The sequence below is a fragment of the Burkholderia sp. ABCPW 111 genome, from assembly GCF_000773065.1.
GTDB classification, from domain to species: Bacteria; Pseudomonadota; Gammaproteobacteria; order Burkholderiales; family Burkholderiaceae; genus Burkholderia; species Burkholderia savannae.
The window spans coordinates 22436-45033 of record NZ_JPWT01000086.1 but is presented as its reverse complement, the minus strand read 5'-3'; the positions used below and the strand labels follow the sequence as shown (position 1 = coordinate 45033).

The 22598-nt window shown below is 67.7% G+C and carries 18 protein-coding genes; 5 read left to right on the top strand and 13 right to left on the bottom strand.

What is annotated here, in order from left to right; all coding sequences use genetic code 11:
- Nucleotides 1-372 precede the first annotated feature (372 nt).
- From X946_RS20065 to X946_RS20035, 7 genes are all read right to left on the bottom strand, one after another.
- Nucleotides 373-999: an SCO family protein gene (locus tag X946_RS20065; RefSeq protein WP_038751135.1), complete on the bottom strand. Its 627-nt coding sequence runs from the start codon at nucleotides 997-999 to the stop codon at nucleotides 373-375.
- 114 nt (nucleotides 1000-1113) lie between these two features.
- A complete protein-coding gene (locus X946_RS20060; RefSeq protein WP_081989866.1) occupies nucleotides 1114-2781 on the bottom strand; it encodes a c-type cytochrome in 1668 nt (555 codons plus the stop codon).
- Between the two features lie 97 nt (nucleotides 2782-2878).
- Nucleotides 2879-4132, bottom strand: coding sequence for a S53 family peptidase (locus X946_RS20055; protein ID WP_038751133.1), 1254 nt, complete (start codon nucleotides 4130-4132; stop codon nucleotides 2879-2881).
- A 96-nt stretch (nucleotides 4133-4228) separates the two neighbouring features.
- Entirely contained in the window at nucleotides 4229-6358 is a 2130-nt protein-coding gene (locus X946_RS20050) for a polysaccharide deacetylase family protein (protein WP_038751131.1), read from the bottom strand.
- Nucleotides 6359-6963: 605 nt separating this feature from the next.
- Entirely contained in the window at nucleotides 6964-7329 is a 366-nt protein-coding gene (locus X946_RS20045) for a copper resistance protein CopC (protein ID WP_442854592.1), read from the bottom strand.
- Between the two features lie 11 nt (nucleotides 7330-7340).
- Entirely contained in the window at nucleotides 7341-8273 is a 933-nt protein-coding gene (locus X946_RS20040) for a hypothetical protein (RefSeq protein WP_038751128.1), read from the bottom strand.
- A 107-nt stretch (nucleotides 8274-8380) separates the two neighbouring features.
- Nucleotides 8381-8704, bottom strand: a complete 324-nt coding sequence (locus tag X946_RS20035) for a DUF2946 domain-containing protein (protein WP_231752101.1) — start codon at nucleotides 8702-8704, stop codon at nucleotides 8381-8383.
- A gap of 1922 nt (nucleotides 8705-10626) precedes the next feature.
- Here X946_RS20035 and X946_RS20030 point away from each other — a divergent pair.
- Complete coding sequence (locus tag X946_RS20030; protein ID WP_038751124.1) at nucleotides 10627-11625, top strand: CPBP family intramembrane glutamic endopeptidase; 999 nt, start codon at nucleotides 10627-10629, stop codon at nucleotides 11623-11625.
- A gap of 547 nt (nucleotides 11626-12172) precedes the next feature.
- Here X946_RS20030 and X946_RS20025 read toward each other — a convergent pair.
- Together X946_RS20025 and X946_RS20020 are read right to left on the bottom strand one after the other, a co-directional pair.
- Nucleotides 12173-12685 (bottom strand): GAF domain-containing protein, encoded by a 513-nt coding sequence (locus X946_RS20025; RefSeq protein ID WP_038751122.1) that lies wholly within the window; start codon nucleotides 12683-12685, stop codon nucleotides 12173-12175.
- Between the two features lie 187 nt (nucleotides 12686-12872).
- The gene (locus X946_RS20020) at nucleotides 12873-13778 is read right to left on the bottom strand and encodes a LysR family transcriptional regulator (RefSeq protein WP_038751120.1); all 906 of its coding nucleotides are present in this window, start codon (nucleotides 13776-13778) and stop codon (nucleotides 12873-12875) included.
- A gap of 126 nt (nucleotides 13779-13904) precedes the next feature.
- On the opposite strand from X946_RS20020, the gene X946_RS20015 reads away from it, so the two are divergent.
- Both X946_RS20015 and X946_RS20005 read left to right on the top strand, forming a co-directional pair.
- Nucleotides 13905-14771, top strand: a complete 867-nt coding sequence (locus X946_RS20015; protein ID WP_038751118.1) for a pirin family protein — start codon at nucleotides 13905-13907, stop codon at nucleotides 14769-14771.
- A 227-nt stretch (nucleotides 14772-14998) separates the two neighbouring features.
- Nucleotides 14999-15502, top strand: coding sequence for a GNAT family N-acetyltransferase (locus X946_RS20005; protein ID WP_038751145.1), 504 nt, complete (start codon nucleotides 14999-15001; stop codon nucleotides 15500-15502).
- A 144-nt stretch (nucleotides 15503-15646) separates the two neighbouring features.
- Here X946_RS20005 and X946_RS20000 read toward each other — a convergent pair whose 3' ends face one another.
- From X946_RS20000 to X946_RS19990, 3 genes are read right to left on the bottom strand one after another with little or no spacing between them, the layout of a single operon-like run.
- Nucleotides 15647-16519 (bottom strand): cytochrome c oxidase assembly protein, encoded by an 873-nt coding sequence (locus X946_RS20000; protein WP_038751114.1) that lies wholly within the window; start codon nucleotides 16517-16519, stop codon nucleotides 15647-15649.
- Nucleotides 16520-16529: 10 nt separating this feature from the next.
- Nucleotides 16530-16973 (bottom strand): copper chaperone PCu(A)C, encoded by a 444-nt coding sequence (locus X946_RS19995; RefSeq protein WP_038751112.1) that lies wholly within the window; start codon nucleotides 16971-16973, stop codon nucleotides 16530-16532.
- 26 nt (nucleotides 16974-16999) lie between these two features.
- A complete protein-coding gene (locus X946_RS19990) occupies nucleotides 17000-17656 on the bottom strand; it encodes an SCO family protein (protein WP_038751110.1) in 657 nt (218 codons plus the stop codon).
- Nucleotides 17657-18058: 402 nt separating this feature from the next.
- Between X946_RS19990 and otsB the strand changes: the two genes are divergently transcribed.
- The gene (gene otsB / locus X946_RS19985; RefSeq protein ID WP_081989861.1) at nucleotides 18059-18868 is read left to right on the top strand and encodes a trehalose-phosphatase; all 810 of its coding nucleotides are present in this window, start codon (nucleotides 18059-18061) and stop codon (nucleotides 18866-18868) included.
- Nucleotides 18865-20241 carry an alpha,alpha-trehalose-phosphate synthase (UDP-forming) gene (otsA, locus tag X946_RS19980; protein WP_038751108.1) on the top strand — a complete coding sequence of 459 codons (1377 nt, stop codon included), beginning with the start codon at nucleotides 18865-18867 and terminating at the stop codon, nucleotides 20239-20241. The genes otsB and otsA overlap by 4 nt, the downstream gene beginning before the upstream one ends.
- Before the next feature lie 450 nt (nucleotides 20242-20691).
- On the opposite strand, the gene X946_RS19975 is transcribed toward otsA, so the two are convergent.
- A complete protein-coding gene (locus X946_RS19975; protein WP_038751106.1) occupies nucleotides 20692-22560 on the bottom strand; it encodes an ABC transporter ATP-binding protein in 1869 nt (622 codons plus the stop codon).
- Nucleotides 22561-22598: the final 38 nt, after the last annotated feature.

Genomic DNA, 22598 nt, shown 5'->3' with positions numbered 1-22598 from the left:
TACCTTGCCGCCGTGCGTCGTCGTGTCGCCGACGCGGATGATCGCGCGCTTTGCCACTTGGCCCTCTCGTGTCAATTTGCGTGCAAATTTACCATCGAGTGCGGCAGACGCGGTTGTTACGGTTGTGCAGCCACGACACCTGTCAGGTTCGACAGTGGCGCGGCGTCGAGGTCGATCGCGCCGATTGCTGGCGCGTTGCGCCCGGCCGCCGGATGCGCGCTTTCGATCGTTCGTTCATTCGAACCGTCGTGGCGTCTTCGCCGGGCCGGCGTCCGTTTGAGTTCGCGTATCGCATCGCGCTTGCCGTCGGCGCGTGAGCGGCGGCGACGAGTGCTTGCGAATCGAGCGCGTTTTCGCCGTTCGGCGGCTCCGTCAATTGGACGCCGTGAGCGAACGGTACAAATGCAGCAGATCACCGCTAGTCGCGAATCCGTCGATTCGGAGCCAGGATTTTCCCGGCGCGGCGCGCAGCAGCAGAACCGGGTTGTGGTCCATCTTGTCCTGCCGGTAAACGTTGAATGCCTTCTGCGCGGCCACGCTTGCGGCCGTCGTACCCGTGTAATGCTGCCACTGCGGCCCCGCGCCGAATTTCGCGGCATATTCGCGCAGGCGCGCCGGCGTGTCGTTTTCCGGATCGATCGAGATCGACACGATATGTACCTTGTCGCGATCGGCGCCGAGCGCCTGTTGAAGCTGCGACAGCGTCTGGCTGATGACGGGGCAGATCGACGTGCAGGTGGTATAGATGAACGTCAGCACGACCGGACGTCCGTCGTCCAGTTCGTCTTTCAGCGCGACGGTCTTGCCGTCGTCGCGCACCAGCATGACGGCCGGCACGGCATAGGCGGCCGTGGACGTTTTCATCCCGGCCATCATCATGTGATGCTGCGCGTGGTGATCCATCTCCATCGGTTCCTGCGCCCGCGCGGTGTGTCCGGCGAACAAGGCGCCCGCGATCACGAGATCGGCGAGCAGGGGAAGCTTCGGGAACGTGTTCATTTTCGTCTCCTCATGGTGTGGGCCGCATGGCGCGTCCCCGGGGCGGGAAGCCCGCTTGCGGCGCGGCAGAGCCGTCGTCCTGCGAATGCGGCAGGGCGGCGTCGGCGTCTACGTCTACGGAACGGTCCAGGCCCCGTCGGCCACGATGCGCGTACCGCTCATATCGGCAAAGTGGACCATGTAGCCGCCTTTCGATGCGAGGCGCTGCCCCGGCGCGAGCGTCAGGCGCGGGTAGTAGCCCGTGATCACGCGCTGCTCGAGCGTGTCTTCGATGCGCTCGACGAGATAGTCGCGCACGTAGGCGCCCGTGACATGGCCCAGCGCTTCCTCGAGCAGCACGCAAGCGAGGAACGTGTCCGCCTGCACCTGCTGGTCGACGATGGCGACGTGCCGCGCCGCGGCCCAGTCCAGCATGTAGTCGACGCGACGCCGGACGCGATCGGGCAGATCGAACGGATACGCGATGTGCGTGATCGCGCGCCAGCGCTCGGGCAGCGGCGCATGATCGAGGCCGCCCATCAGTCCGGACATGTAGACGGTTCGCGCACGCGCGTCGCGGCCCAGCGACGCGATATCGGCGGGGCGCAGCCACAACACGAGCGCATCGTCGCCGGAGAGGCCGCTCAACGCCTGCTCGACGCGATCGCCCGGCATCAGCGCATCGCGCGACACGTCGAGCCCGCGTGCGCGCAACGCAGCGGCGAGCGCTAGCGCGCCCGCTTCGCCGCTGTCGCCGACCCGGTACACTTCGCGAATCGCGCGCGGGGCGCGTTCGCGATCGCCGCTCTCGATTTCCGCGGCGATCAGCGCGGCCTCGAGCAGCACGCCTTTCGAGAAGTAGATCGAATAAAAGTCGCCGTCGCGGACGTCCGGCACGTCGACGTTCGGAAACAGACACGGAATCCGCGCGTGCTCGCAGAACGCGCGAACGGGCGCCCAGTTTCGCCCGCCCATTCCGGATATCACCGCGAACACCGGTTCGGCGGCCAGGTGGCGCGCGAGTTGCGCTTCCCATGTCGACGCCGCGCCGTTCAGCTCCCAGACGTGCAGCCGCCAGCGGCGTGCAGCGGAGCCCGGGTCCGCCGTCTGCAATCCCTGCGGGGCCGCGCTCGTCGGAAACGCTTCCTTGTCGGCGAAGTAGTGCCGCAAGACGTCGAGCGTTGCGCGGCGCTTCACGGGATCGGCGTCCGGGGTGACGATCGTCGCGAAATGCAACGCGGTGTCGGTGACGCCCGGCGCGGGTAGCGGATCGAGCTGTTTCAGATAGCGGATCAATGCGGCCATGTCGTCGTCGGCCATCACGAAGTGCGGCATCAGGTAACCGAGCTGCCTGCCTTGCGCGTCGATTCCGCTTCGAATCGCGCGGGCGAGAGTCTCGTCGGAATAGGCGGCCCGCTCGCTTCGCATGCTTTCGACGTACGGCATGCCGGGATTCTCGCCGCCGAGCGTGCTTGCGTGGAGCAGGTAGGTTCCGGCGATCGGCGGGATCGTCGTGCGTCCCGACTTGGCGCCGAGCCCGCTGCGCCGATGGCAATTGACGCATGCGGCCGCGGCGCCTTCCATGCGCAGGCCGCCTTCGCGCAGCGCGCGCAGCGGGGCGCCGGAAGCGAGCACGCCGTGGCGGTAGATGGCTTCGCCGGGGACGTCGTCGGGCGATGCGGCGGCCCGTAGCGTCGCGATGGCCGACAGCGCGAACGTCAGCACGAGCAGCGAGGCGAGCCGCTCCAGCGCGCGCGCCGCAACGGCAGGCGAGCCGGCGGCGCACGGCTCGGCCGTCTGCATCGAAGCGCGCGGGCGAGCGTCTGAGCGCGCGCGCGCCGGGGGCGGCGGAGGCGAGCCGCCGCCGTGCGTCGTCGACGCCCGCACGGGCAAATCGTCGTTACGGCGCATCGATCAGCGCTTGAACCAGACTGCCGGCGATCGGGCGTCCGAGTCCGGTTACGTAGTCGTAGCCGCGCATCGCATCGCACAGCGAGCCGCAAGTGCCGTTCGAGCCGCTCGTGACGTCGTAAAAGGCCGTCTGGTACGAAGCCGACGCGATGCCGTACAGGAGCGCTTCGACGGCGCTGAGCGCACTCAGCGTGGATTTGCCTCGTTCGACGCGCACGCTGTTCGCGATCGCCAGCAACGCCGACCATTGCGGCGCGCCCGCGCTCGTTCCGCCGACCACGAACCAGCCGCGCTGACCGCCGTATCCGTACGAATCGTATATCGCGAAGCCGGACGCGGGATCGCCGTCGTAGGCGACGTCCGGCACGCCGCGTGCGCCGGGCGCGTCGAACGGTATCCCGAAGCGCGTCTGATAAGGCGGCTCCGATTCGATCGCGCTCTGGCCGCCGCCGCTTCCCGGCCATGCGGTTTCGCCGACGTAGCGTCCGCTCGCGTCGGTGGCGATCGTCGTCGCGCCGACACCGAGTACGTACGGCGACGCGGCGGGATAGTCAACGGCGTTGCCGCCGTCGCCCGACGCGGCGACGAACGACACGCCGTTCGCGCTCATGAACAGCCCGTCGTACTGCGTTTCCGACAGGAATTCGCTGCCGCCCCAGCTCATCGACACGACCTTCGCGCCGACGCCTTTGGGCGGCGCGGCGACCGCGAGCGCCACGGCGCCCATCATGTCGCCGAATGCGTCGGATGCGGCTTCGATCAGCACGATTTTTGCGTCGGGCGCGATGGCGTGCGCCCACTGCACGTCGAGCGAGCTTTCCAGCGCCCAACCCGCATCCGCCGGCGGGCGGCTGCGGTCGGCGCTCGCGTAGACCTTGGCGAAGCATCTGTTCGCGGCGTTGCAGGGGGGAAGGGCGAATCGACGGCTGAACACGTCGAGATCGGCCTCGGCGGAAGGGTTGTCGAATGCGTCGATGATCGCGATGATCTGCTTGCCGCCCCGAAAATCACTCGGCAACTGATCGAAGCCGTAGAAGTGCCGGATCTGCGCCGGCGACATGCCGGCCGGGGCCGCAGCCGCGCGTCCTTGCGCGTGCAGATGGAACGGCGGGCGAACGAAGCCCTGAAGCGGCCGGCCGGCTTGCTGCGCGAATGGCGCCGCCGGCGAGAGCGCGAGCGCGGCCGATCCGGCGAGAATGCACAACGCGTGTCGCAACGTGTGTCGCAACGTGTGTCGTTTCATGTCGTCCCTCCGACGTGAGCGATCCGGATGGCGCGGCCGACTTCCGATCGCCCGATCGGGAATCGGCCGCGCCTATCCTGCGTCGCGGTCGCGCCATTACAGCTTGGCGCTCGTGAACGCCAGGGCCGTTCCCGCGCCCGCGATCACCAGCCAGTTGGTCGGATCGGTCGTCACGACGGTGGCGCTTCCCCCGGTCACGACCGGCAGCTGGAAGGCGTTCTTCGGCAGCAGCCACGTCACGTCCTGCAGGCTCGTCGGCTGGGAAGCGGCGAACGACCAGCTGCTGCCCGTGTCCGTCGCCGTCCACGTGACGAGCAAGCGCTTTCTGTCGAACTGGGTCAGCTGATCCATCGTGTACCACTTGTATTGCCCCGTCGCGATCAACGTGTTCGCATAGGTGAAGATCGTCGAGAGCACGCCCGGATACCACGACGCGCCGAGCGGATGCATGTAGATGAGCCGGGTCGTGCGGTTGGCCACGACGAAGTTCATCAGCGCTTCGTACCAGTTCGTGACGTCCGTCGTCGACACGCCGAACTCCTGGAATTCCTCGAAAGTCGCGTACTTGCCGAACGGCATCACCGGGAATGCCCAGATGCCGGGGTTCAACAGCGCGCCGTTCCGGTAGGCGCGCGTTTGCGCCATGCCGGTGTGGCCGGTGAAGTAGTAGCCCGAATAGCCGTTGCTTTCGAGCCAGGTGACGGCCCAGGTCGGCGTATTGCCTTCGGGCGCGGCCCATTCCACATCCGGCTTGCCGGTCACCGTCTGCACCGCCTGGTGATTCAGCACGAGGTATTGCTGGAACGTGCTCTGATCGGTCTCGCTGGCATTGGCGCCCCAGTAATCGTGATCCCAGCCGCCGTGGCTGCCGATGTTGTGCCCCTTGCTCAACAGGTACGTCATCAGCTGCTTCGCCTGCGTGTTGTTGGTCAGATTGATGCCGAGCCCGTCGCCGATCGCCGCGTCGTCCGGGCCGGCCGTCACGACGATCGAGAACGGCCCGTTGTTCCAGATGCCGAGCGACTTCAGATACTGGGCCGGCTGAATCATCTCTTCCGCGCAGAAATGCCAGTTGAGCACCATGCCCGCTTGCGCCCTCGGTTCGAGCGACAGGTGCGGCATCGACAGCACGTTCGTCGTGAAGTAGTGCAGGAAGCCGTGCAGCGGCATGCCGTCGGTCTGCCCTTCGAGGTAGCTGAGCGGCATGTTCACGAACAGCACGCCGCCGCTGCCGTACGGGTTATAGCCGGCGACGAGGCCGAAGTTCGGCGAGGTCAGCAGGGCCGTGCCGCTGTACGTGCCCTGCGTGACGAAGCTCGGGTAAGTGAGGAAGCCGTACACGTAGCCCGAGATGCCTTCGAGCGTGTCGGTGGTCGCGGCGGGCGACGTCGTGGCGAGCGCGGTCGCGCCCGTCGTCTTCTTCGTCGACGAAGACGTGCTCTTGGTCGACGTTGCCGTGTACGTGCCCGCCTTGACTTGCTGGCCCTTGGAAATCCGGCCGAGATCCAGACTGATATTCGACGCGAGCCCGTTCTCAGTCTTGTAGTTGAAGTATGCGTTGTGGTTGTAGCCGGACAATCCGCCGGGGTTGGACGGGCTCGGTTGCAGGTACAGAACCTGGCCGGGCGACGCGGACACGGACACCAGCGCCGACGTCTTGACGGCGGTCGTCGGGGTGGAGCCGCTCGTCGACCACGCCATCGACTTTCCGGGCGGAATCTGCAGCGCGCGCAGCGTGCTTCCCATGCCGGTCACGGGGCCGAGCCCGATCATGTTGCCGCCGAGCGAGTCGTACAGCACGTAGCTCACGCCCACCATCGAGCTGAATCTCGACTGAGGAACGGGATAGAAGCCGGTCGACGTGAGCGCGCCGAAATCGTAGACCATCATCACGCGCCCGCCGTTGAGCGCGTAGTTCTGGATCGCCGTCACGAGCGCATCGGCCGCGACGGTGTGAACCTGATCGGGAAGGATGAGGCCTTGATACTGTTGCAACGACGCGCCGGCCTGTTCGAACTGGCTGTCGTAGATGATCGAGATCTGCAGGCCTTCCTCGGAAGCCGCGTCGAGCCACGCCGACACGCGCGGATCGGGCAGCGTGAAATTGTCCGGCAACAGCAGCAGCAACTGATTCGAAACTGCATGGGCCCGTCCGGGAAGAATCGCGAAGCATAGCGAAAGTAGGATCAGGCACGTCCTGAAGAACCGAAATGACTTGACCAACATGGTGCTCTCCGTCGGGATGGACGATTGGTGATTTCCAACATTCCGAGTACGCGCCTCGTCCTGATGAGCTCGTCCGCGACGCGTGCGAAGCATCGACGGGGAGGAGGATTTTGAATGTTCGGACAACCGGCGCACTGTCAGCCCGTGGCGTCGAGACGAATCGGACATGCCCCGGCAGGGCTTCCGTGAGGAAGCGCCGGATGACACGTCGTTCTTGAATGCGCGTCGAGCCCGCCGTTGGCAGCGTGAGGAGACAAGCTAGCGGCGTGCCAAGCCGGTCGGGCGCCGGACGTATCGGGGCGCGGGGCGCAAGCGGGCGGCTGCTCCATAGGGAAATCGACGAGAAACGTCGCAGCATTGATACATGGCGCGTCCGGCGCGAGGCGTGCCGGATCGGGTGGACGACGCGGCCCAGCGGGCCAACGGCGAGCCGATGCGGCGCGGCGGCGCGACGCGATGCCGGCGTGCCGCCGGTGCGGCGACGGACGCCGGCATCGTGTGACGAATGCGTCCGCGCTAACCGGAGGATCGGGCGACTACATTGAGGCCGCGCGCAGCGCGGTGAAAGTGACGAAAATGCGGCGGATGTGCAACGTCGGTTCGCGTCATTTCACCTTGAACGAATAGTCACCCTGTGTCCGGTGGCCGTCGGAGGCCACGGCCACCCAGTGGACGACGTATTTGCCGGGCGCCAGCGCGGGCAACGCGACGCTGATCGTCTTCGCGTCGTTCGGCGCGACGGTCGCCTTCGCGCGGCTCACCGGCTTGCCGGTCGCGTCGCTGACCGTCAGCGCGCTGAACGCGGGCTCGAGCCGTCCGTCGAACACGATCGTCACGTTCGCGGGCGGCGGCACTTCGGCGCCCGCCGACGGAGTTTGCGATTGCGGGAAGGCATGCGCGAACGCCGCCGGCGAAGCGACGATGCCCGCGACGATCGCCGCCGCGGCGCACGCGGGGTGAATTGGGCGAATTACGGTCACGTTCATTCTCCTTTGCCGAAGAGCGGCTTGCCGAGCGAGTTGGGGAGCACGTCGTCCAGATAGAGATGGGCTTGCAGCAAGACTCCGACGCCTTTTCCGCTGGCGCGATTGACGGGAATCTGCGCCTCGACGCCGAATTGCCCCCAGCGATTCAGCCAGAGCAGGCCGGGGTTGACGGTGCCGGTCGTATGGCCGGCGCACGGTCCGCCGGTGCAGGTGTTCATCGGAAATTCGACGATCGGAATCAGGTTGCTGAACGGGGCTTTGAGCCCGACGTCCTGCACGAAGTTCTGCAGGTACGGCAAGCTGTACTGCAACGTCACGCCCCAGTTCAGCGAGTCGGGATCGGCGCTGCTCGTCGTCAGCCGCGGCCCGACGGTGGCCGTGACCGCGAACGGGCGCAAGTATTTCAGGGCGTCGGGCAAATCGCCGAAACCCTTGCCGACGTACAGCGTCGGAGTCAGCGCCGAATGCGGGTCGGCGATCGCTTTTGAGCCGGTTCCGCCAAGCTCGGCGATCACGCCGACGGACGCCATGAATTCGTGTGCGGCGCTCACGTAGAAACGATACTTGGCGCCGAGCGCGAAGTTGTCGAACCCGCGCGCCGAGCCGCCGTTCGGCGCGTTCACGTTCACGTAGGTGCCGGTCAGGGACAGCGCGAAGCTCGGCGTGATCAGCTTGTCCCATTCGAGCGACGTCGTATTGGTGCCTTGGGCGTCGCCGTCGTCCGTTTGCGATTTGAGGTGGCCAAACTCGAGATTGAGTTCGTCGCCGACGCCGGGATCGTCGACCGCCATCGTCGCCGGGAACACGCGATTGCCCGCAATCGCATGGGCGGCGGCAACGCAGGGCGCGAAAAGCGTCGCGGCTACGGCAGCCGGGGCGACGAGCGTCGAGAGCGCGGGCAAACCGCCGCGAGGGGTAATGGTGCGCATGACTTATCCGTGTCGAAGGGTTGCATGGGGGCGATCGCGCGTCCGTTGGCGGACGCGCGACACCGCGGCGACGCAATGACGCGTTCGTCGCGGCAAGACTGCTTCAGTCAGGACAGGGCGGGCGGCGCGCGCGGCTGCGCCGTGGTGAACGGGACGCGGCGACGTATCGGCTGAACCGGTGCGGCCGATGACGTATGGCGCGCCCCGTTCTCGGGGGCGAATTCGGCGGTCGCGCTCGGTACCACGGGCACGTGGGCGAGCAATCCGCAATATGCGCACGCTTGCTCGTGAATCGCCTTTTCGGACGACGAGGATGTGTCGGACGGCGTCGCGTTTGAGCCGTCCCGCGCCGAGCAGACGGCGCCCGGCAGCGTGCCGGAATGACGGCTGTTCGACAGCGAGTGCGAGACCGTCGGCGCGAGCGTCGCCATCAGGATTGCGAACAATCCGAGAAGGCTGCCGATCTTGCGGTGGAGAAGGCGACGCATGGCCTTGAAAGGATGACGAACGAGCCCGAATGCTGCGGCGAATTATGGCATGCAACGATGATCCTTCCGATAGGAACATCTCTTTAAAAGGCAGGGCGAGATCAAGACGGATCGCTTCGAGCGTATATCGGAGCGGTGATGCGTGAGTTTGTCTTTCCATGAGCTTTCAGCGGTGGGTTGTCGTTGCCGCCTTTGCCCGTTCGTCGTCGGATGCCTGGGCGCTTGGCGCCGAGCCGCTTTCTCTCCGGTTGCCGAGCTTTCAAGCGCGGGCGCGTTTTCCTCGCGTGTTTCGGCCAAGGCGGGGCACGCGCATGGACGCGCTCGTGATTGGCGGTAAGTAGAGGCGTCGTGCGCGGGTTGCGTCGGCGCTCGATCTTGACTGGTTGACGGCTTGTCGAGCGCGATGGTTGCCGAGGCGGATGTGCGCGCCGATGAACCGTGGATAACGCGGCCGCTTCGCGTGCGTGCCCGCATGACGACCACGTGCAAGGTCGGCCGCTGCAGATTCGTTGGATATCGTCGCGCGAATCGACGTTGGGATGCCCGGCTGCCTGTGCCGGTCGGGGATTTTTCCGGCGTTCACGCGCCGGCGCAGCAGCAATGGGGCGCCGGCAGCCGCTTGCCGTATGCGCGACGGCGGGCCGTATGCGTGGCGTTCGACGCGAGAGCGTCTTGTGGCGGTACGGCAAGAAGTACGGCCGACCGGTGATCGCCGATCGGCCACGATCTGATTGACGATGTGAACGCTGCTGCTGGGCTATCGAATGGCGAAGTGGCTTGCCGGCGCTCCGTTGTAGCACGCATTTCCGTAGATGTAGAAATCCCTATTTTCGGAGAACGCCGAGTATATGAGCGGGAAGACTTCTCTTTCGCTAAATGAGTACGAGGCGTCGAGAATCGTGGCCACGAGATTGCCGTTCGAGTCGGTTTCGATTTTGTTGATTTTTCCTGATTTGCAAACGATGTCTGCGGAGGCATAGGAGGAAAAAAGCATCATGACTGAAAAAAGGATGGTCGAGAATATTTTCATGGTCTTCCTCTCGTTGAGCGCGTTGATGGCGTGGAAAAAGGAGCTGCTGGGCGGCACTGCATTGCCTCCGGGCAGGGAGTGATCGACGTCCGGATTGGCAATCTTTTTTAATGTCTGGTTCTGAGATATTGATGGAATGAGTTGTAATTATTTATCGGCGTTAAGCGTGGTTTATGGGTGGTGCTGCGGCGCAGAATGGAGATTATGATTCGCACCTGGGTAGTTCAAATGGTATTAATTTATCATTGTTGATTTTCGATAGAGCGCGCCGGATGGTTTTGATTTTAAAAACCTCGAGCGTGATTGTTTTCGGTAAATGGGCGAAATGCGGCTGCGTATTGAATGTCGGATGTCGACGTTGCGCTCGGTGAAGGATGACGATGCTCGGAGCGGTCGATAGAGGCGGAAGCGAACGTGCGCCGATGCGGCGGAGCGTCGAGCGTCGCGTGCGCATGAGCACAAATGGTTTCGGTCTCCGTGACGAGGGGCTGCGTCGAGGCGGACGTTGCAGGCAGCGGCAAGACTAGAAGGCGGGCAAGCGGCGGTCGGGAGCGGATATCGATTCGGTGGTGCGAGTGAATTGCAATCGTGCAGCCGCTTTTGACGCATGCGGATTCATGCCGCCCGGCAAAGTCGCGCAGATCGGCGTGACTCCGGCTCGCGCCTCCACACCAAGCCCCCGATGCGCGGCGCTTTTCTTTTTTTGTTTTCCTGTTCGTTTTCTCGCCTTCCGGTGTGACAATCGCGTTCGGTTTGCATTCGCGGCACGCCGCGCGCGACGATCTGCTTCGATCGCGCGAGCGGCCGTCCGTTTGACGTTCGACCGGGAGCGCTCTTGGAACCGATTCATTCGAATTCGCCCGCGCCGTCGGGCCGCGTGTCGACGTCGGCGTCGATGTCGACGCAAACGGAACCGCGCGGCGGCCGCCTGCGTCGATTCTTCTTCGGCCGCGACGGCTTGCGCGCGCCGTGGGGCGCCGCGTTGTTCGTCGCGATCTTCGCCGGCGCGATCGCGGCATTCGCGTTCGTCTCGCACCGGTTGGTGCCGATGCCCGTGGGCGACGAGGCGCTGCCCGTCGCGAACGGCGCCGCCATGGAAGCGATGCAGCTCGCATCGGTTGCGCTCGCCACCTTTTTGCTCGCGTGGATCGAGCGTCGCTCGCCGTTTTCGTACGGACTGCAAGGCAGCGCACGCGCGTCGCGCTTCGCGGGCGGCGTGGTGTGCGGCTTCGCGGCGATATCAGCGCTGGTATTCGCGTTATGGCAAGCGGGGCTGCTGCGCTTCGACGCGCCGGCGATCCACGGCGCGCGCGCATGGGAATACGCGGCCGTCTGGGCCGCGATGTTCGTGATGACCGGGATTTTCGAGGAATCGCTGCTGCGCGGCTACCTGCTCCACAAGCTCGCGCGCTGGCTCGGCTTCTGGTGGGGCGCGGTGCTGCTGTCGGCGCTGTTCGGCGTGCTGCACGCGATGAGCCCGGACGAATCGATCATGGGGCTCGCGTCGGCGATGCTGTTCGGGCTCGTCTTCTGTCTGTCGCTTTGGTACACGGGATCGCTCTGGTGGGCGATCGGCTTTCATGCGGCGTGGGACTGGGGCGAATCGTACTTTTACGGCGCGCCGGACAGCGGCCGGCTCGTCGAAGGCGTGCGGCTGACCGCGCACCCCGTCGGCCATGCGCTGCTGAGCGGCGGCGCGGCCGGGCCCGAGGGCAGCGTGCTGGTTTTACCGTTGCTTGCGATCATCGCGCTCGCGATGTGGGGCTGGTGGGGGCGCGGCGCACGCGCGTCGCGGGTTGCGCTGCGCGGCCAAGGCGGCGGAATCGTGCGATAGGCGCGGACGACCGAAACGCGTGGCGCGAAGCCGGCCGCTTTCGGCCGGTTCGATGAAAGGGCGGCTGGGCAACCGGTGCGCGGCCACCGCGATCGGGGCGACGTGGGTGTGTCGGTCGCGCCTTCTGCGTGAGGAGGGCTATGCCGACGCGCGTGCGCGGCATGGCGGTCCGCCAGCAGACGGTTCATACCGCGCATGCAAAAAAGTCTCGGTTAGGCTCGGGCGGCGCGAGGAACGCATTGGCCGCATCCTCCGTGACGAAGGCCATGTCGATGCCGGGAAGCGCATGACATGGCAGCGGCCTTCGCCGCACGCTGACGCATCGCGCGTGACGTTGCGGATAGCTTCGCGCAAGGCAAGTTCGCCGCCGCGGCGTCCGCGTGCGAAGGCCATGCCCGTAGCCAATGAGTCGCGTCGTTGTCGTTGTATGCGGCCGGCGCGGCGCAGCATGCATCGGTCGACGCCGCGCGCGCAGTCGAAAGACGGGCCGAACGGTTCACCGGCGATGGTGTCCGCCGTGCGCGTCGGCATCGCCGGGGTACCCGTGTTATTCGCCGCGCCGCACCGCGTTTTCCCACGCGAGCTCGACGAACACCCGGCACAGCGCCTCCATCCCTTTCGCATCGTCGTCGTCGAAGCGGCCGATCAGCGGGCTGTCCACGTCCCATACGCCGATCAGTGTGCCGTCGCGCGCGACGAGCGGCACGACGATCTCCGATTGCGACGCCGAATCGCACGCGATGTGGCCGGCAAACGCGTGCACGTCGCGCACGACCTGCGTGCTGCGCGTCTGCGCGGCCGTGCCGCATACGCCTTTGCCGAGCGCGATGCGCACGCACGCGGGCTTGCCCTGGAACGGCCCGACGACGAGCTCGCGGCCATCGTAGAAATAGAAGCCAGCCCAGTTGAGGCCGTCGAGCGAGTGGTAGACGAGCGACGAGAAATTCGCCGCGTTGGCGACGACGTCGGTTTCCGTCTCGACGAGCGCACGCGCCTGCGCGGCGAGCGTTTCGTAGAGCGCGGGCTTCGACGACGGAAGGGTTTCGGAGAGCGCGAACATGAGCGATTGACGTGACGATTGAACGGCGGCCGCGCGCGGCCGTGGCTTGCGCAGTCTACGGGAATTCGGCGTGACGCGCGGCGTGGCCGTGCCGTCGACGGGGGGCGATCGGGCGCTCGAACAGGCGCTCGAACGAACGCACGCTTGGACGCCCATCGAGCGGCGCGCCGAGCGTCCGGGCGCACGTCTAGTCGGGCTCGAGCGCGGCGAAGCGCTGCGCGAGAAAGTCGAGCAGCGCGCGCACGGACGGCAGCAGCCAGCGGCGCGACGCGAACACCGCGTGCACGATCTCGCGCCGCGGCGCCCAGCCGGGCAGCAGTTGCCGCAGCTCGCCGCGGGCGAGCTGGTCGCGGACCATCATCGTCGGCAACTGGACGACGCCGACGCCCGCGACGGCCGCCGCGCGCAGCGCGGGCATGCCGCGCGTGACGAGCCGCGGCCGGTGACGGATCGCCGCGTGCGCGCCGTCGGGACCGTGCAGATTCCACACGTGCTCGTCTTGCGGCAGGCCGAGCGCGAGGCTCGGCAGCGCGGCGAGATCGGCGGGCACGCGCGGCGCGCCGGCGCGCTCTAGCAGCCGCGGGCTCGCGACGAGGCATTGCCCGCGCTCCGCGAGCACGCGCAGCACGAGATCGCTGTCCTCGAGCGGCGGCGGCCGCACGCGCAGCGCGACGTCGATGCCTTCGCCGACGACATCGACGCGCCGGTTCGTTTCCTCGAGATGAATCTCGACGAGCGGACATTCGGCCATGAACGCCGCGACCATGTCGCCGACGAGCGCATCGAGGAGCACGACGGGGCAGGTCACCCGGACGATGCCGCGCGGCTCCGCGCGCATCAGCGCGACCGCCTCGTCGGCCGCATCCGCCTCGACGAGCATCGCGCGGCAATGCGCGTAATAGGTCTGGCCGGTGTCCGTGACCGCGAAGCGCCGCGTCGAGCGCTGGATGAGGCGCATGCCGAGCCGCTCCTCGAGCAGCGCGATCCGGCGGCTCAGCTTCGACTTCGGCATGTTGAGCGCGCGCCCGGCGGGTGCGAAGCCGCCGTGATCGACGACCTGGACGAAGTAATAGAGATCGTTCAGATCCCGCATGATTCATCGTTCTCCATATGGAACGCTGAGTGCGATTTTCGCGCACTACCGAAGGTATCGTTCAGATTCTATCTTCTATCCATTGATCGAAGCGATCGCTTCGGCCAGGAACGAAAGGAGAGGAACATGAAGCAAATCGTCGGGGTGTACAGCGCGCCTCGCTCGCATTGGGTCGGCGACGGCTTTCCGGCGCGGTCCCTGTTCAGCTACGACAGCCACGGCGCGCATCTGAGCCCGTTCTTGCTGCTCGACTACGCCGGCCCCGCGCGCTTCGAGCCGACGGCCCGCCGGCGCGGCGTCGGCCAGCATCCGCACCGCGGGTTCGAGACGGTGACGATCGTCTATCAGGGCGAAGTCGACCATCGCGACTCGACGGGCGCGGGCGGCCATATCGGCCCGGGCGACGTCCAGTGGATGACGGCGGCGGGCGGCATCCTGCACGAGGAGTTCCATTCGGAGCAGTTCGCGCGCAATGGCGGCACGCTCGAGATGGTGCAGCTCTGGGTGAACCTGCCCGCGAAGGACAAGCTGTCCGAGCCCGGCTACCAGACGCTGCTGAGCGACAGCATCCCGAGCGTCGAGTTGCCCGACGGCGCGGGGCGCGTGCGGGTGATCGCGGGCGAGTTCGACGGCCGCCGCGGGCCGGCGCGCACGCACACGCCGCTCGACGTGTGGGACGTGCGCCTCGAGCAGGGCGGCCGTGCGCGGTTTCGCGCCGAGGCGGGCCGCACGCTCGCGCTCGTCGTGCTGCGCGGCACGGCGCTCGTGAACGGCGAGGAAGTCGTGCGCGAGGCGCAGTTCGTGCAGTTCGCGCGGGACGGGAGCGACGTCGAAATCGAAGCGAACAACGACGTGACGCTGCTGTGGCTGAGCGGCGAACCGATCGACGAGCCGATCGTCGGCTACGGTCCGTTCGTGATGAACAGCGAAGCGCAGATCCGTCAGGCGGTCGACGATTTCAACGCCGGCCGCTTCGGCAAGATGAGCGCTTAGCGAAGGAAGACGGCCCCGCGACGAGCGGGGCTGCTTTCGTGCGTCGTGCGTGCGGGGCCGCGTGCGGACGCGAATGGCCGGCCTGCGTCGAGCTCGTGGGCGCGCGGCCGCTGCCGTGCGGCGCGCGCGTCGGCCTTGCATTCGCGAAGCGGCCGCGCGCCCGTTCGAGGCATAATCGATCGTTCCGCGCTTTGCAGCAGCGCCGCCAATCATTCGGAATATCGATCATGTCCACATCCACGACGGCGGCTTCGTCCGCCACCGCCGCGCCGCCGCCCGTCGCGCTCGACTGGCGCTGGAAGCCGTTCGACGCGCTGACGCCGCGGGAAATCTACGCGATCCTCTCCGCGCGCAGCGACGTGTTCGTCGTCGAGCAGAACTGCGTGTACCGCGACATCGATCACGCGGATTTCGACGCGTGGCACCTCGGCGCATACGACGCGCAGGGCCGTCTCGCATGCTACCTGCGGGTGCTGCCGCCCGACGCGGCGGAGCCGGACGTGCGGATCGGACGCGTGCTGACGACGCAGCCGTTTCGCGGCATGGGCCTCGGCAACGCGATGCTCGCAGCCGCGCTCGAGCGCGTGCGCGTGCAGTGGCCCGGCACGCCGGTCAGCCTGCACGCGCAGGCGCATTTGCAGAAGTTCTACGGCGCGTTCGGCTTCGCGCCGAGCTCGGACGTGCACGACGAAGACGGCATTGCGCACGTCTGGATGCGCTCGATCGCGTGAGGCCCGCCGCGAGCGGCCGCGCCGAACTCGCCGACTAAGCGCAGATTAAGTGCCGATCGAGCGTCGATCGAGAACCGATCGAGAACCGACTAAGCGCCGACTAAGCGCGGGATCTGCATGGGTTCGGCGCGCGCCGCGCGATCGTCAGGGCGTCGCGCGGGCGGCGCGGATGCGCGCGAGCTCGGCGCGCGCCGCGCGCTCGTCGGACAGCCGGCCGCGCGCGGACAGGCGCATCCAGTGTCGCAGCGCGATCAGCGCGCCGATCACGCTCATCATCGAGCCGGGAATCCACAGCAGCAGCCCGCCGATCTGCTGGTCGCGCAGCGGGCTCAGCCACGTGAACGCGCGCCCGCAGATCGAATAGATCGGATAGAGCTCGTGCGGCGTGAAGAAGATCAGCGCGCCGAGCACGATCTGCGGCGGGATCGCCGCGACGACCATCAGGATGCGCCGCCCCGGCGCGAGCCGCGCGGGCGGCGCGGGCCGCGGATCGACGACGAGCCACCAGAACAGCAGCCCGTCGATCACCATGCTCCAGTTCATCACGCGATAGAGCCGCCAGTCGAGCATCGCGACGAAGTGGATCGGCGAGAGCAGCCAGAAATAGATCAGGCCGACGAACAGCACGACCGCGACGACCGGATTGAACAGCACGTCGAGCGTTGCGCGCACGAACGGCTGCGCGAGCGCTGGGCGCACGTAGCGCTGCCGCCACGAGAACGGGACGCCGGCGCGGATCGCCGCGCCCGGATACGACAGCGCGATGAAGAACGGCCCGAGGTGATGCAGCACCAGATGCTGCGCGCGGTGCATGAAGAACTCGTGCTCGAAGAAGTAGTCGAGGCGCGTGTGCAGCGCGACGTACAGCGCGGCGAGTCCGAACCAGAACGCGACGCGCCGCGACGTCGACACCTTCGCCTTGCGCGCGCCGCGCGCGAACAGCACGCCGGCCGCGAGCACCGCGATCACGACGGTGGGCGACGGCTCCCACGGCTCGAGCCAGTACAGCAGGTTCATCGCGCGACGCTTACTTGGCGGCGGGCGACTTCACGACGAACGGCGCGTCGAGCTTCTCGCCGTCGGAGAACTGCATGCGCAGATGCACGGTGTCGCCCGGCTTGATCGCGCGCTTCGGCTCCTCGAGCATGAAGTGATAGCCGCCCGGCGCGATGTCGACCTTGCCGCGCGCGGGGATCGTCAGCTTGTCGACCATCTCCATCTTTTGCGTCGAGCCGTTCGACACGGTCTGGTGCAGCATCGTCATCCCGTATTCGGGGCTGTCGACGTCGACGAGATCGATCGGCTTGTCGCTCGCGTTGACGAGCGTCACGTAGCCGGCGGCGGGCAGCTTGTTCGGCAGCCAGCGCACCCACGCGTTCTGCGCGCTGATCGAAGCGGCGCCGGCGGCGTACGCGTGCAGGCTGAGCGAGAGGGCGGCGAGCGCGGCGAGGGATTTCGGTTTGAGCGTCATCGGCTTGTCGGTAAGTGAGTTCCGGTTCAGGAACGGTTGGCGATGATCCGGCGCAGATCGGCGGCGATCGCGTCGGGGGAATCCTGGTCGGTGGCGAGCAGGCGCGCGCGGCCTTGCGCGTCGAACACGTAGACGGCGGAGCTGTGCGTGACTTCGTAGTTGCCGTTCGGATCGCGCTTTTCCATCTGATACGCGACGCGGTAGCGCTTCGCGAGCGATTCGATCTGCCGCTCGCTGCCCGTGAGCCCGTATGCGTGCTCGGCGTCGAACGCGCCGACATAGTCGCGCATCGCGGCCGGCGTGTCGCGCGCCGGATCGACCGACACGAACAGGATGCGCACGCCGCCGCGCGCGTCGGGGCCGAGCAGCGCGAGCACCTGCATCAGGCGCGCCATCGTCTCGGGGCACACGTCCGGGCAATGCGTGTAGCCGAAGTAGACGAGCGCGATGCGGCCGCGGAACGCGGACGCGTCGATCGGCTTGCCGTCCTCGCCCGTGAGCGAGAACGTCAGGTCGGGCAGATGGCTCGTCACGTTCGTGAGCCGCCACGGCTCGCCGCGCGGCGAGCAGCCGGCGAGCGCGGCCGCCGCCGCGCAGGCGGCGGCGAAGCGGATCACGCGCGTTGTGCGGGCGCAAGCGGGCGAGGCGGCACGCGCGCGCGCCGCGAAAAGGGGAAGCGGCATCGGCGAATTCGGTTCGAAGCAATCTTGCGCGACGGCGAAGCGCGGCGGTTTCGGGGGCGATCGAGGCGTCGTCCGCGATGGCGTCGTCCGCGATGGCGGACGCATCGATCATGCCGCGCCTCTGGCGCGCGGCCGCGTCCCGGCTCGTGCGTCGGGCCCGGCCGCGAGGGCCTCGGATCTCGGCTCCTCGGCTCGAGGATCGAGGATCGAGGATCGAGGATCGCGGCGCATCGGCGTCTCGCTGTTTCTATCGGCGGTTGCGACTGTAGCGCAATTTGATCGGGATCGTCTTTTCGAAACGCGCACCGCGCATCGAACCGGGGCAAAATGTCGCAGCGATGCGCATGCCGGCCGCGCGTCGCAGGCCCGCGCTTTTGTTCATCGTGCACGAGGCGCGGTAAGATGCGCACATTCGCCCGGCGGGCGCGCCCGCCGGCAGCCATTCTCATCAGCGAATCGATGCAATCCGTCCCGCTTTCCCTTCCCCTTGCCCGCACCGCGTTCTTTCTCGACTTCGACGGCACGCTCGTCGACCTCGCGCCGACGCCCGACGCGATCCAGGTGCCGCCCGACGTGCCCGCGCTCGTCGACGAGCTGCGGCGGCTCTCGCACGGCGCGGTCGCGATCGTGTCGGGGCGCGGCATCGGCAGCATCGACGCGTACCTGAACCTGCCCGATCTGCCGGTGGCGGGCCTGCACGGCGCCGAGCGGCGCGACGCGAACGGCGACACGCAGCGGATCGGCTTCGACGATCCGCGCCTCTTGCGCATCGAGCGCGAGCTCGCGGCGGTCGTCGAGCGGCATCCCGGCATGCTGCTCGAGATCAAGGGCGCGGCGCTCGCGCTGCACTTTCGCAACGCGCCCGAGCGCGAGGGCGTCGCGCGCGCGGCGGCCGAGCGGCTCGTCGCCGACTATCCGGACGCGTACGTGCTGCAGCCGGGCAAGATGGTGTTCGAGATCAAGCCGAAGGGCGTCGACAAGGGGCGCGCGGTCGCCGCGTTCCTGAACGAGCCGCCGTTCGCCGGCCGCATGCCGGTGTTCGCCGGCGACGATCTGACCGACGAGCTGGGCTTCGCCGTCGTCAACGCGAACGGCGGGCTGTCGATCAAGGTCGGCGCGGGCGACACGTCGGCGCGCGCGCGCGTCGAATCGGTCGCCGCGTTCCGCGAGCAGCTCGCGCGCTGGATCGACGCGGGGCGCGCGCTCGCATGAGTCGTCTCATCATCGTCTCGAACCGGGTCGCGCCGATCTCGGAAGGGGAGCCGGCTGCGGGCGGCCTCGCGATCGGCGTCTACGACGCGTTGAAGGAAACGGGCGGCATGTGGTTCGGCTGGAGCGGCGATGTCGTCGCGTCGGGCGCGCCGCAGATTCGCGTCGAGGAGCACGGCCCCGTCACGTTCGCGACGATCGGTCTGTCGCGGCGCGATTACGATCAGTACTACCGGGGCTTCTCGAACGCGACGCTGTGGCCCGCGTTCCATTACCGCGCGGACCTGATCCAGTTCGACCGCCACGAGTTCGAAGGCTACTCGCGCGTGAACGTGTGGCTCGCGCAGCAGCTCGTGCCGCTCTTGCGCGACGACGACGTGATCTGGGTGCACGACTATCACCTGATCCCGTTCGCGAAGGCGCTGCGCGCGGCGGGCGTGAAGAACCGGATCGGCTTCTTCCTGCACATTCCGTTTCCGGCCGCGCAGGTGCTCGTGAACGTGCCGCCGCATCGCGAGCTCGTCGACGCGCTGTGCGCGTTCGACCTGCTCGGCTTCCAGACCGACACCGATCTGCGCGCGTTCTTCGAATACGTCGAATACGAGGCGGGCGGCGCGGTCGACCGCACCGCGCATCCGGCGCGCGTCGACGCGTTCGGGCGCTCGCTGCGCGCGGCCGCCTATCCGATCGGCGTCTATCCGGACGAGATCGCCGCGCTCGCGAAGGCGGGCGAGAACGGCCGCGCGGTGAAATCGCTCGCGGCGTCGCTGCGCGGGCGGCAGCTCGTGATGAGCGTCGACCGGCTCGATTACTCGAAGGGGCTCGTCGAGCGCTTTCGCGCGTTCGAGAAGCTGCTCGAGCACGAGACGTCGTTCCGCAACCACGTGTCGTTCCTGCAGATCGCGCCGTCGACGCGCGCCGACCTGCGCGCGTACCAGGACATCCGCCGGCAGCTCGAAGGCGAGTCGGGGCGCATCAACGGGCGCTTCGCGGAGCTCGACTGGGCGCCGATCCTCTACATCCACCGGCAATACGAGCGGCCGGTGCTCGCCGCGCTGTACCGGCTCGCGCGCGTGGGCTACGTGACGCCGCTGCGCGACGGGATGAACCTTGTCGCGAAGGAGTACGTGTCCGCGCAGAACCCGGACGATCCGGGCGTGCTCGTGCTGTCGCGCTTCGCGGGCGCCGCGTGCGAGCTCACGGGCGCGCTGATCGTCAACCCGATCGACATCGGCGGAATGGCCGACGCGTTGTCACGCGCGCTGTCGATGCCGCTCGCCGAGCGGCGCGCGCGCCACGCCGACATGCTCGCGCGGCTGCGCGAGAACAACGTGTCGGTGTGGCGCGACAACTTCTTGCGCGATCTCGGGAAATAGCGCGCCGCGCTCGCGGGAGCGGCTGAGGGTTCGCGGGTTGGGCGCGGCGCGTTCGTGCCGGTCATGCGGGCGACGCGTGCCGAATGCCGAATCGCGCGGAGCCGAATCGTGTGGAATCGGCGAGATTCGCGACGCGAGCGTCGAAAGTCGAAAGTCGAAAGTCGAAAGTCGAAAGTCGAAAGTCGCGAATGCTTGGAGGCCGCATCGACCGAACGCCTTCCCGATCGTCGCCGACGAGCGCAACGAAAAGGCCCGGCCGGCATATGCCGGCCGGGCCTTTTTTCTGGCGGGGCGAGGATTGCGTACAGGCGGCAGCCGGGCGACGATCGGCTCGACACCGCCGCCCGCCGCCCGCCGCCCGCCGCCCGCCGCCCGCCGCCCACCGCCCACCGCCCACCGCCCACCGCGCGGCGCGCGCCGCGGTACACGCCGCACACGCGGAGCACCCCGCTAGGCGACGCGCTCGTCGTCGTCGGACGCGGACGAATCGTCGTCGCCGTTGCCGTCCGCGGGCGCCGGCGCGGGCGCGGGCAGATGCCGGCCGTGCTGCTTCGCGAGCAGGTCGCGATAGAGGCCCGGGCGCTCGCGCAACGCGTCGGGGCTGCCGTCGTCGATCACCTTGCCCGCGCTCATCACGATGATCCGGTCGAAGTTGCGCAGCGTCGACAGCCGGTGCGCGATCGCGATCACCGTGCGGCCCGTCATCAGCCGGTCGAGCGCCGCCTGGATCGCTTCCTCGGACGCGCTGTCGAGCGCCGACGTCGCCTCGTCGAGCAGCAGGATCGGCGCGTCCTTCAGGATCGCGCGCGCGATCGCGATCCGCTGCCGCTGGCCGCCCGACAGCTTCACGCCGCGATCGCCGACGATCGTCTCGAAGCCCTCCGGCATCGCCTCGATGAACTCGGTGCAGCGCGCCTCGCGCGCGGCGGCGAGCACTTCCTCGTGCGTCGCCTCGGGGCGGCCGTACGCGATGTTCTCGTAGATCGAACGGTGAAAGAGCGAGATGTCCTGCGGCACGAGCGCGATCGACTGGCGCAGGCTTTCCTGCGTGATCGAGCCGAGGTCCTGGCCGTCGATCCGGATCGAGCCTTGCTGAATGTCGTAGAAGCGCTGCAGCAGCGCGAGCACGGTCGATTTGCCCGCGCCCGACTTGCCGATCAGCCCGACGCGCTGGCCGGGCTCGATGTGCAGGTCGAAGTGGTCGAGGATCGGCCGGCGGTGCGGATACGCGAACGTCACGCGCTCGAAGTCGACGCGGCCGCCGCGCGGCGCGAGCGCAATCGCGTCCGAGCGGTCGGGCATGCCGTGCGGCTCGAGAAGCGTCTTCACCGCTTCGGCGAGGCGCGCGACGTGCTGCGTGACGTCGACGAGCGCGACGGCGAGGTCGCGCGTGCCGTGCAGGATCGTGAAGCCGAGCGAGCTGACGAGCACGATGTCGCCCGATGTCGCGCGGCCCTGGTCCCACAGCCACAGCGCCCAGCCGAGGAGGCCCGCGGACAGCATCGCGGTGATCACCGCGTGCAGCAGGCGCAGCTTCTCGAGATAGAGCAGGCTCTGCTGCCGCGCGTCCATTTCGGCCTTGACGGTCGCGCCGAAGCGCTTCTGCTCGCGCAGCGTCATCCCGAATGCGCGCACGAGCCCCATGTTGCCGATCACGTCGACGAGCTCGCCGTCGACGGCCGCCGCCCTCGCGGCGAAGCGGTGATGGCGTACCGAGCCGCGCTTGGCGAGCTTGAACAGCACGATCGCGAGCACGCCCGAGCACGACAGCAGGCCGAGCGCCATCAGCGGATTGACGACGATGATCATCAGGATCGCGCCCATCACCGCGATGCACGGCGGCAGCACGTTCCACGCCATCGTGTTCTCGGCCGTGTAGATCGCGTTCGACGTCGCGGTGATCCGGCTCGCGAGCGTGCCGGGCTGCTTCTCCGCGTAGTAGGTCTGCGAATGGCCGCTCAGATATTGAAACAGGTCGCGGCGCAGGTCGCCCGTCACCGCGACGAACGTGTGCGCGGCGACCCAGCCGCCGACGCGCCATAGCAGGTTGTCCGCGGCGATGAGGCCGACGAGGAGCGCGAACGCGCCCCAGAGCGGGCCCGGATGATGGCGGCCGGCCGCGAGCACGTCGATCAGATGCTTGATCGCGTATTGCGAGCCGAGCGCGCAGCCGACCGCCGCGAGCACGCTGGCGAGCACGATGACGTGCGCGACAGGGTGCATCCGGATGTAGCGGAACAGGAACGCGAGCGGCCGGTCGGCATAGCTCGCGAGCTTCGCGTTGTAGACGTTGCGCTGGGCAGGGGTGAGAGCTTCCAAAATCAGTGCGTGTGGGTGAAACGAGGGTTGAACGCCGC

Excerpts from the sequence above, each read along its gene's own strand:
- X946_RS20065 (WP_038751135.1), bottom strand. The coding sequence starts at position 999 with ATGAACACGTTCCCGAAGCTTCCCCTGCTCGCCGATCTCGTGATCGCG.
- X946_RS20060 (WP_081989866.1), bottom strand. The coding sequence starts at position 2,781 with ATGCAGACGGCCGAGCCGTGCGCCGCCGGCTCGCCTGCCGTTGCGGCG.
- X946_RS20055 (WP_038751133.1), bottom strand. The coding sequence starts at position 4,132 with ATGAAACGACACACGTTGCGACACACGTTGCGACACGCGTTGTGCATT.
- X946_RS20050 (WP_038751131.1), bottom strand. The coding sequence starts at position 6,358 with ATGTTGGTCAAGTCATTTCGGTTCTTCAGGACGTGCCTGATCCTACTT.
- X946_RS20040 (WP_038751128.1), bottom strand. The coding sequence starts at position 8,273 with ATGCGCACCATTACCCCTCGCGGCGGTTTGCCCGCGCTCTCGACGCTC.
- X946_RS20035 (WP_231752101.1), bottom strand. The coding sequence starts at position 8,704 with ATGGCGACGCTCGCGCCGACGGTCTCGCACTCGCTGTCGAACAGCCGT.
- X946_RS20025 (WP_038751122.1), bottom strand. The coding sequence starts at position 12,685 with ATGTTCGCGCTCTCCGAAACCCTTCCGTCGTCGAAGCCCGCGCTCTAC.
- X946_RS20020 (WP_038751120.1), bottom strand. The coding sequence starts at position 13,778 with ATGCGGGATCTGAACGATCTCTATTACTTCGTCCAGGTCGTCGATCAC.
- X946_RS20015 (WP_038751118.1), top strand. The coding sequence starts at position 13,905 with ATGAAGCAAATCGTCGGGGTGTACAGCGCGCCTCGCTCGCATTGGGTC.
- X946_RS20005 (WP_038751145.1), top strand. The coding sequence starts at position 14,999 with ATGTCCACATCCACGACGGCGGCTTCGTCCGCCACCGCCGCGCCGCCG.
- X946_RS20000 (WP_038751114.1), bottom strand. The coding sequence starts at position 16,519 with ATGAACCTGCTGTACTGGCTCGAGCCGTGGGAGCCGTCGCCCACCGTC.
- X946_RS19995 (WP_038751112.1), bottom strand. The coding sequence starts at position 16,973 with ATGACGCTCAAACCGAAATCCCTCGCCGCGCTCGCCGCCCTCTCGCTC.
- X946_RS19990 (WP_038751110.1), bottom strand. The coding sequence starts at position 17,656 with ATGCCGCTTCCCCTTTTCGCGGCGCGCGCGCGTGCCGCCTCGCCCGCT.
- otsB (WP_081989861.1), top strand. The coding sequence starts at position 18,059 with ATGCGCACATTCGCCCGGCGGGCGCGCCCGCCGGCAGCCATTCTCATC.
- otsA (WP_038751108.1), top strand. The coding sequence starts at position 18,865 with ATGAGTCGTCTCATCATCGTCTCGAACCGGGTCGCGCCGATCTCGGAA.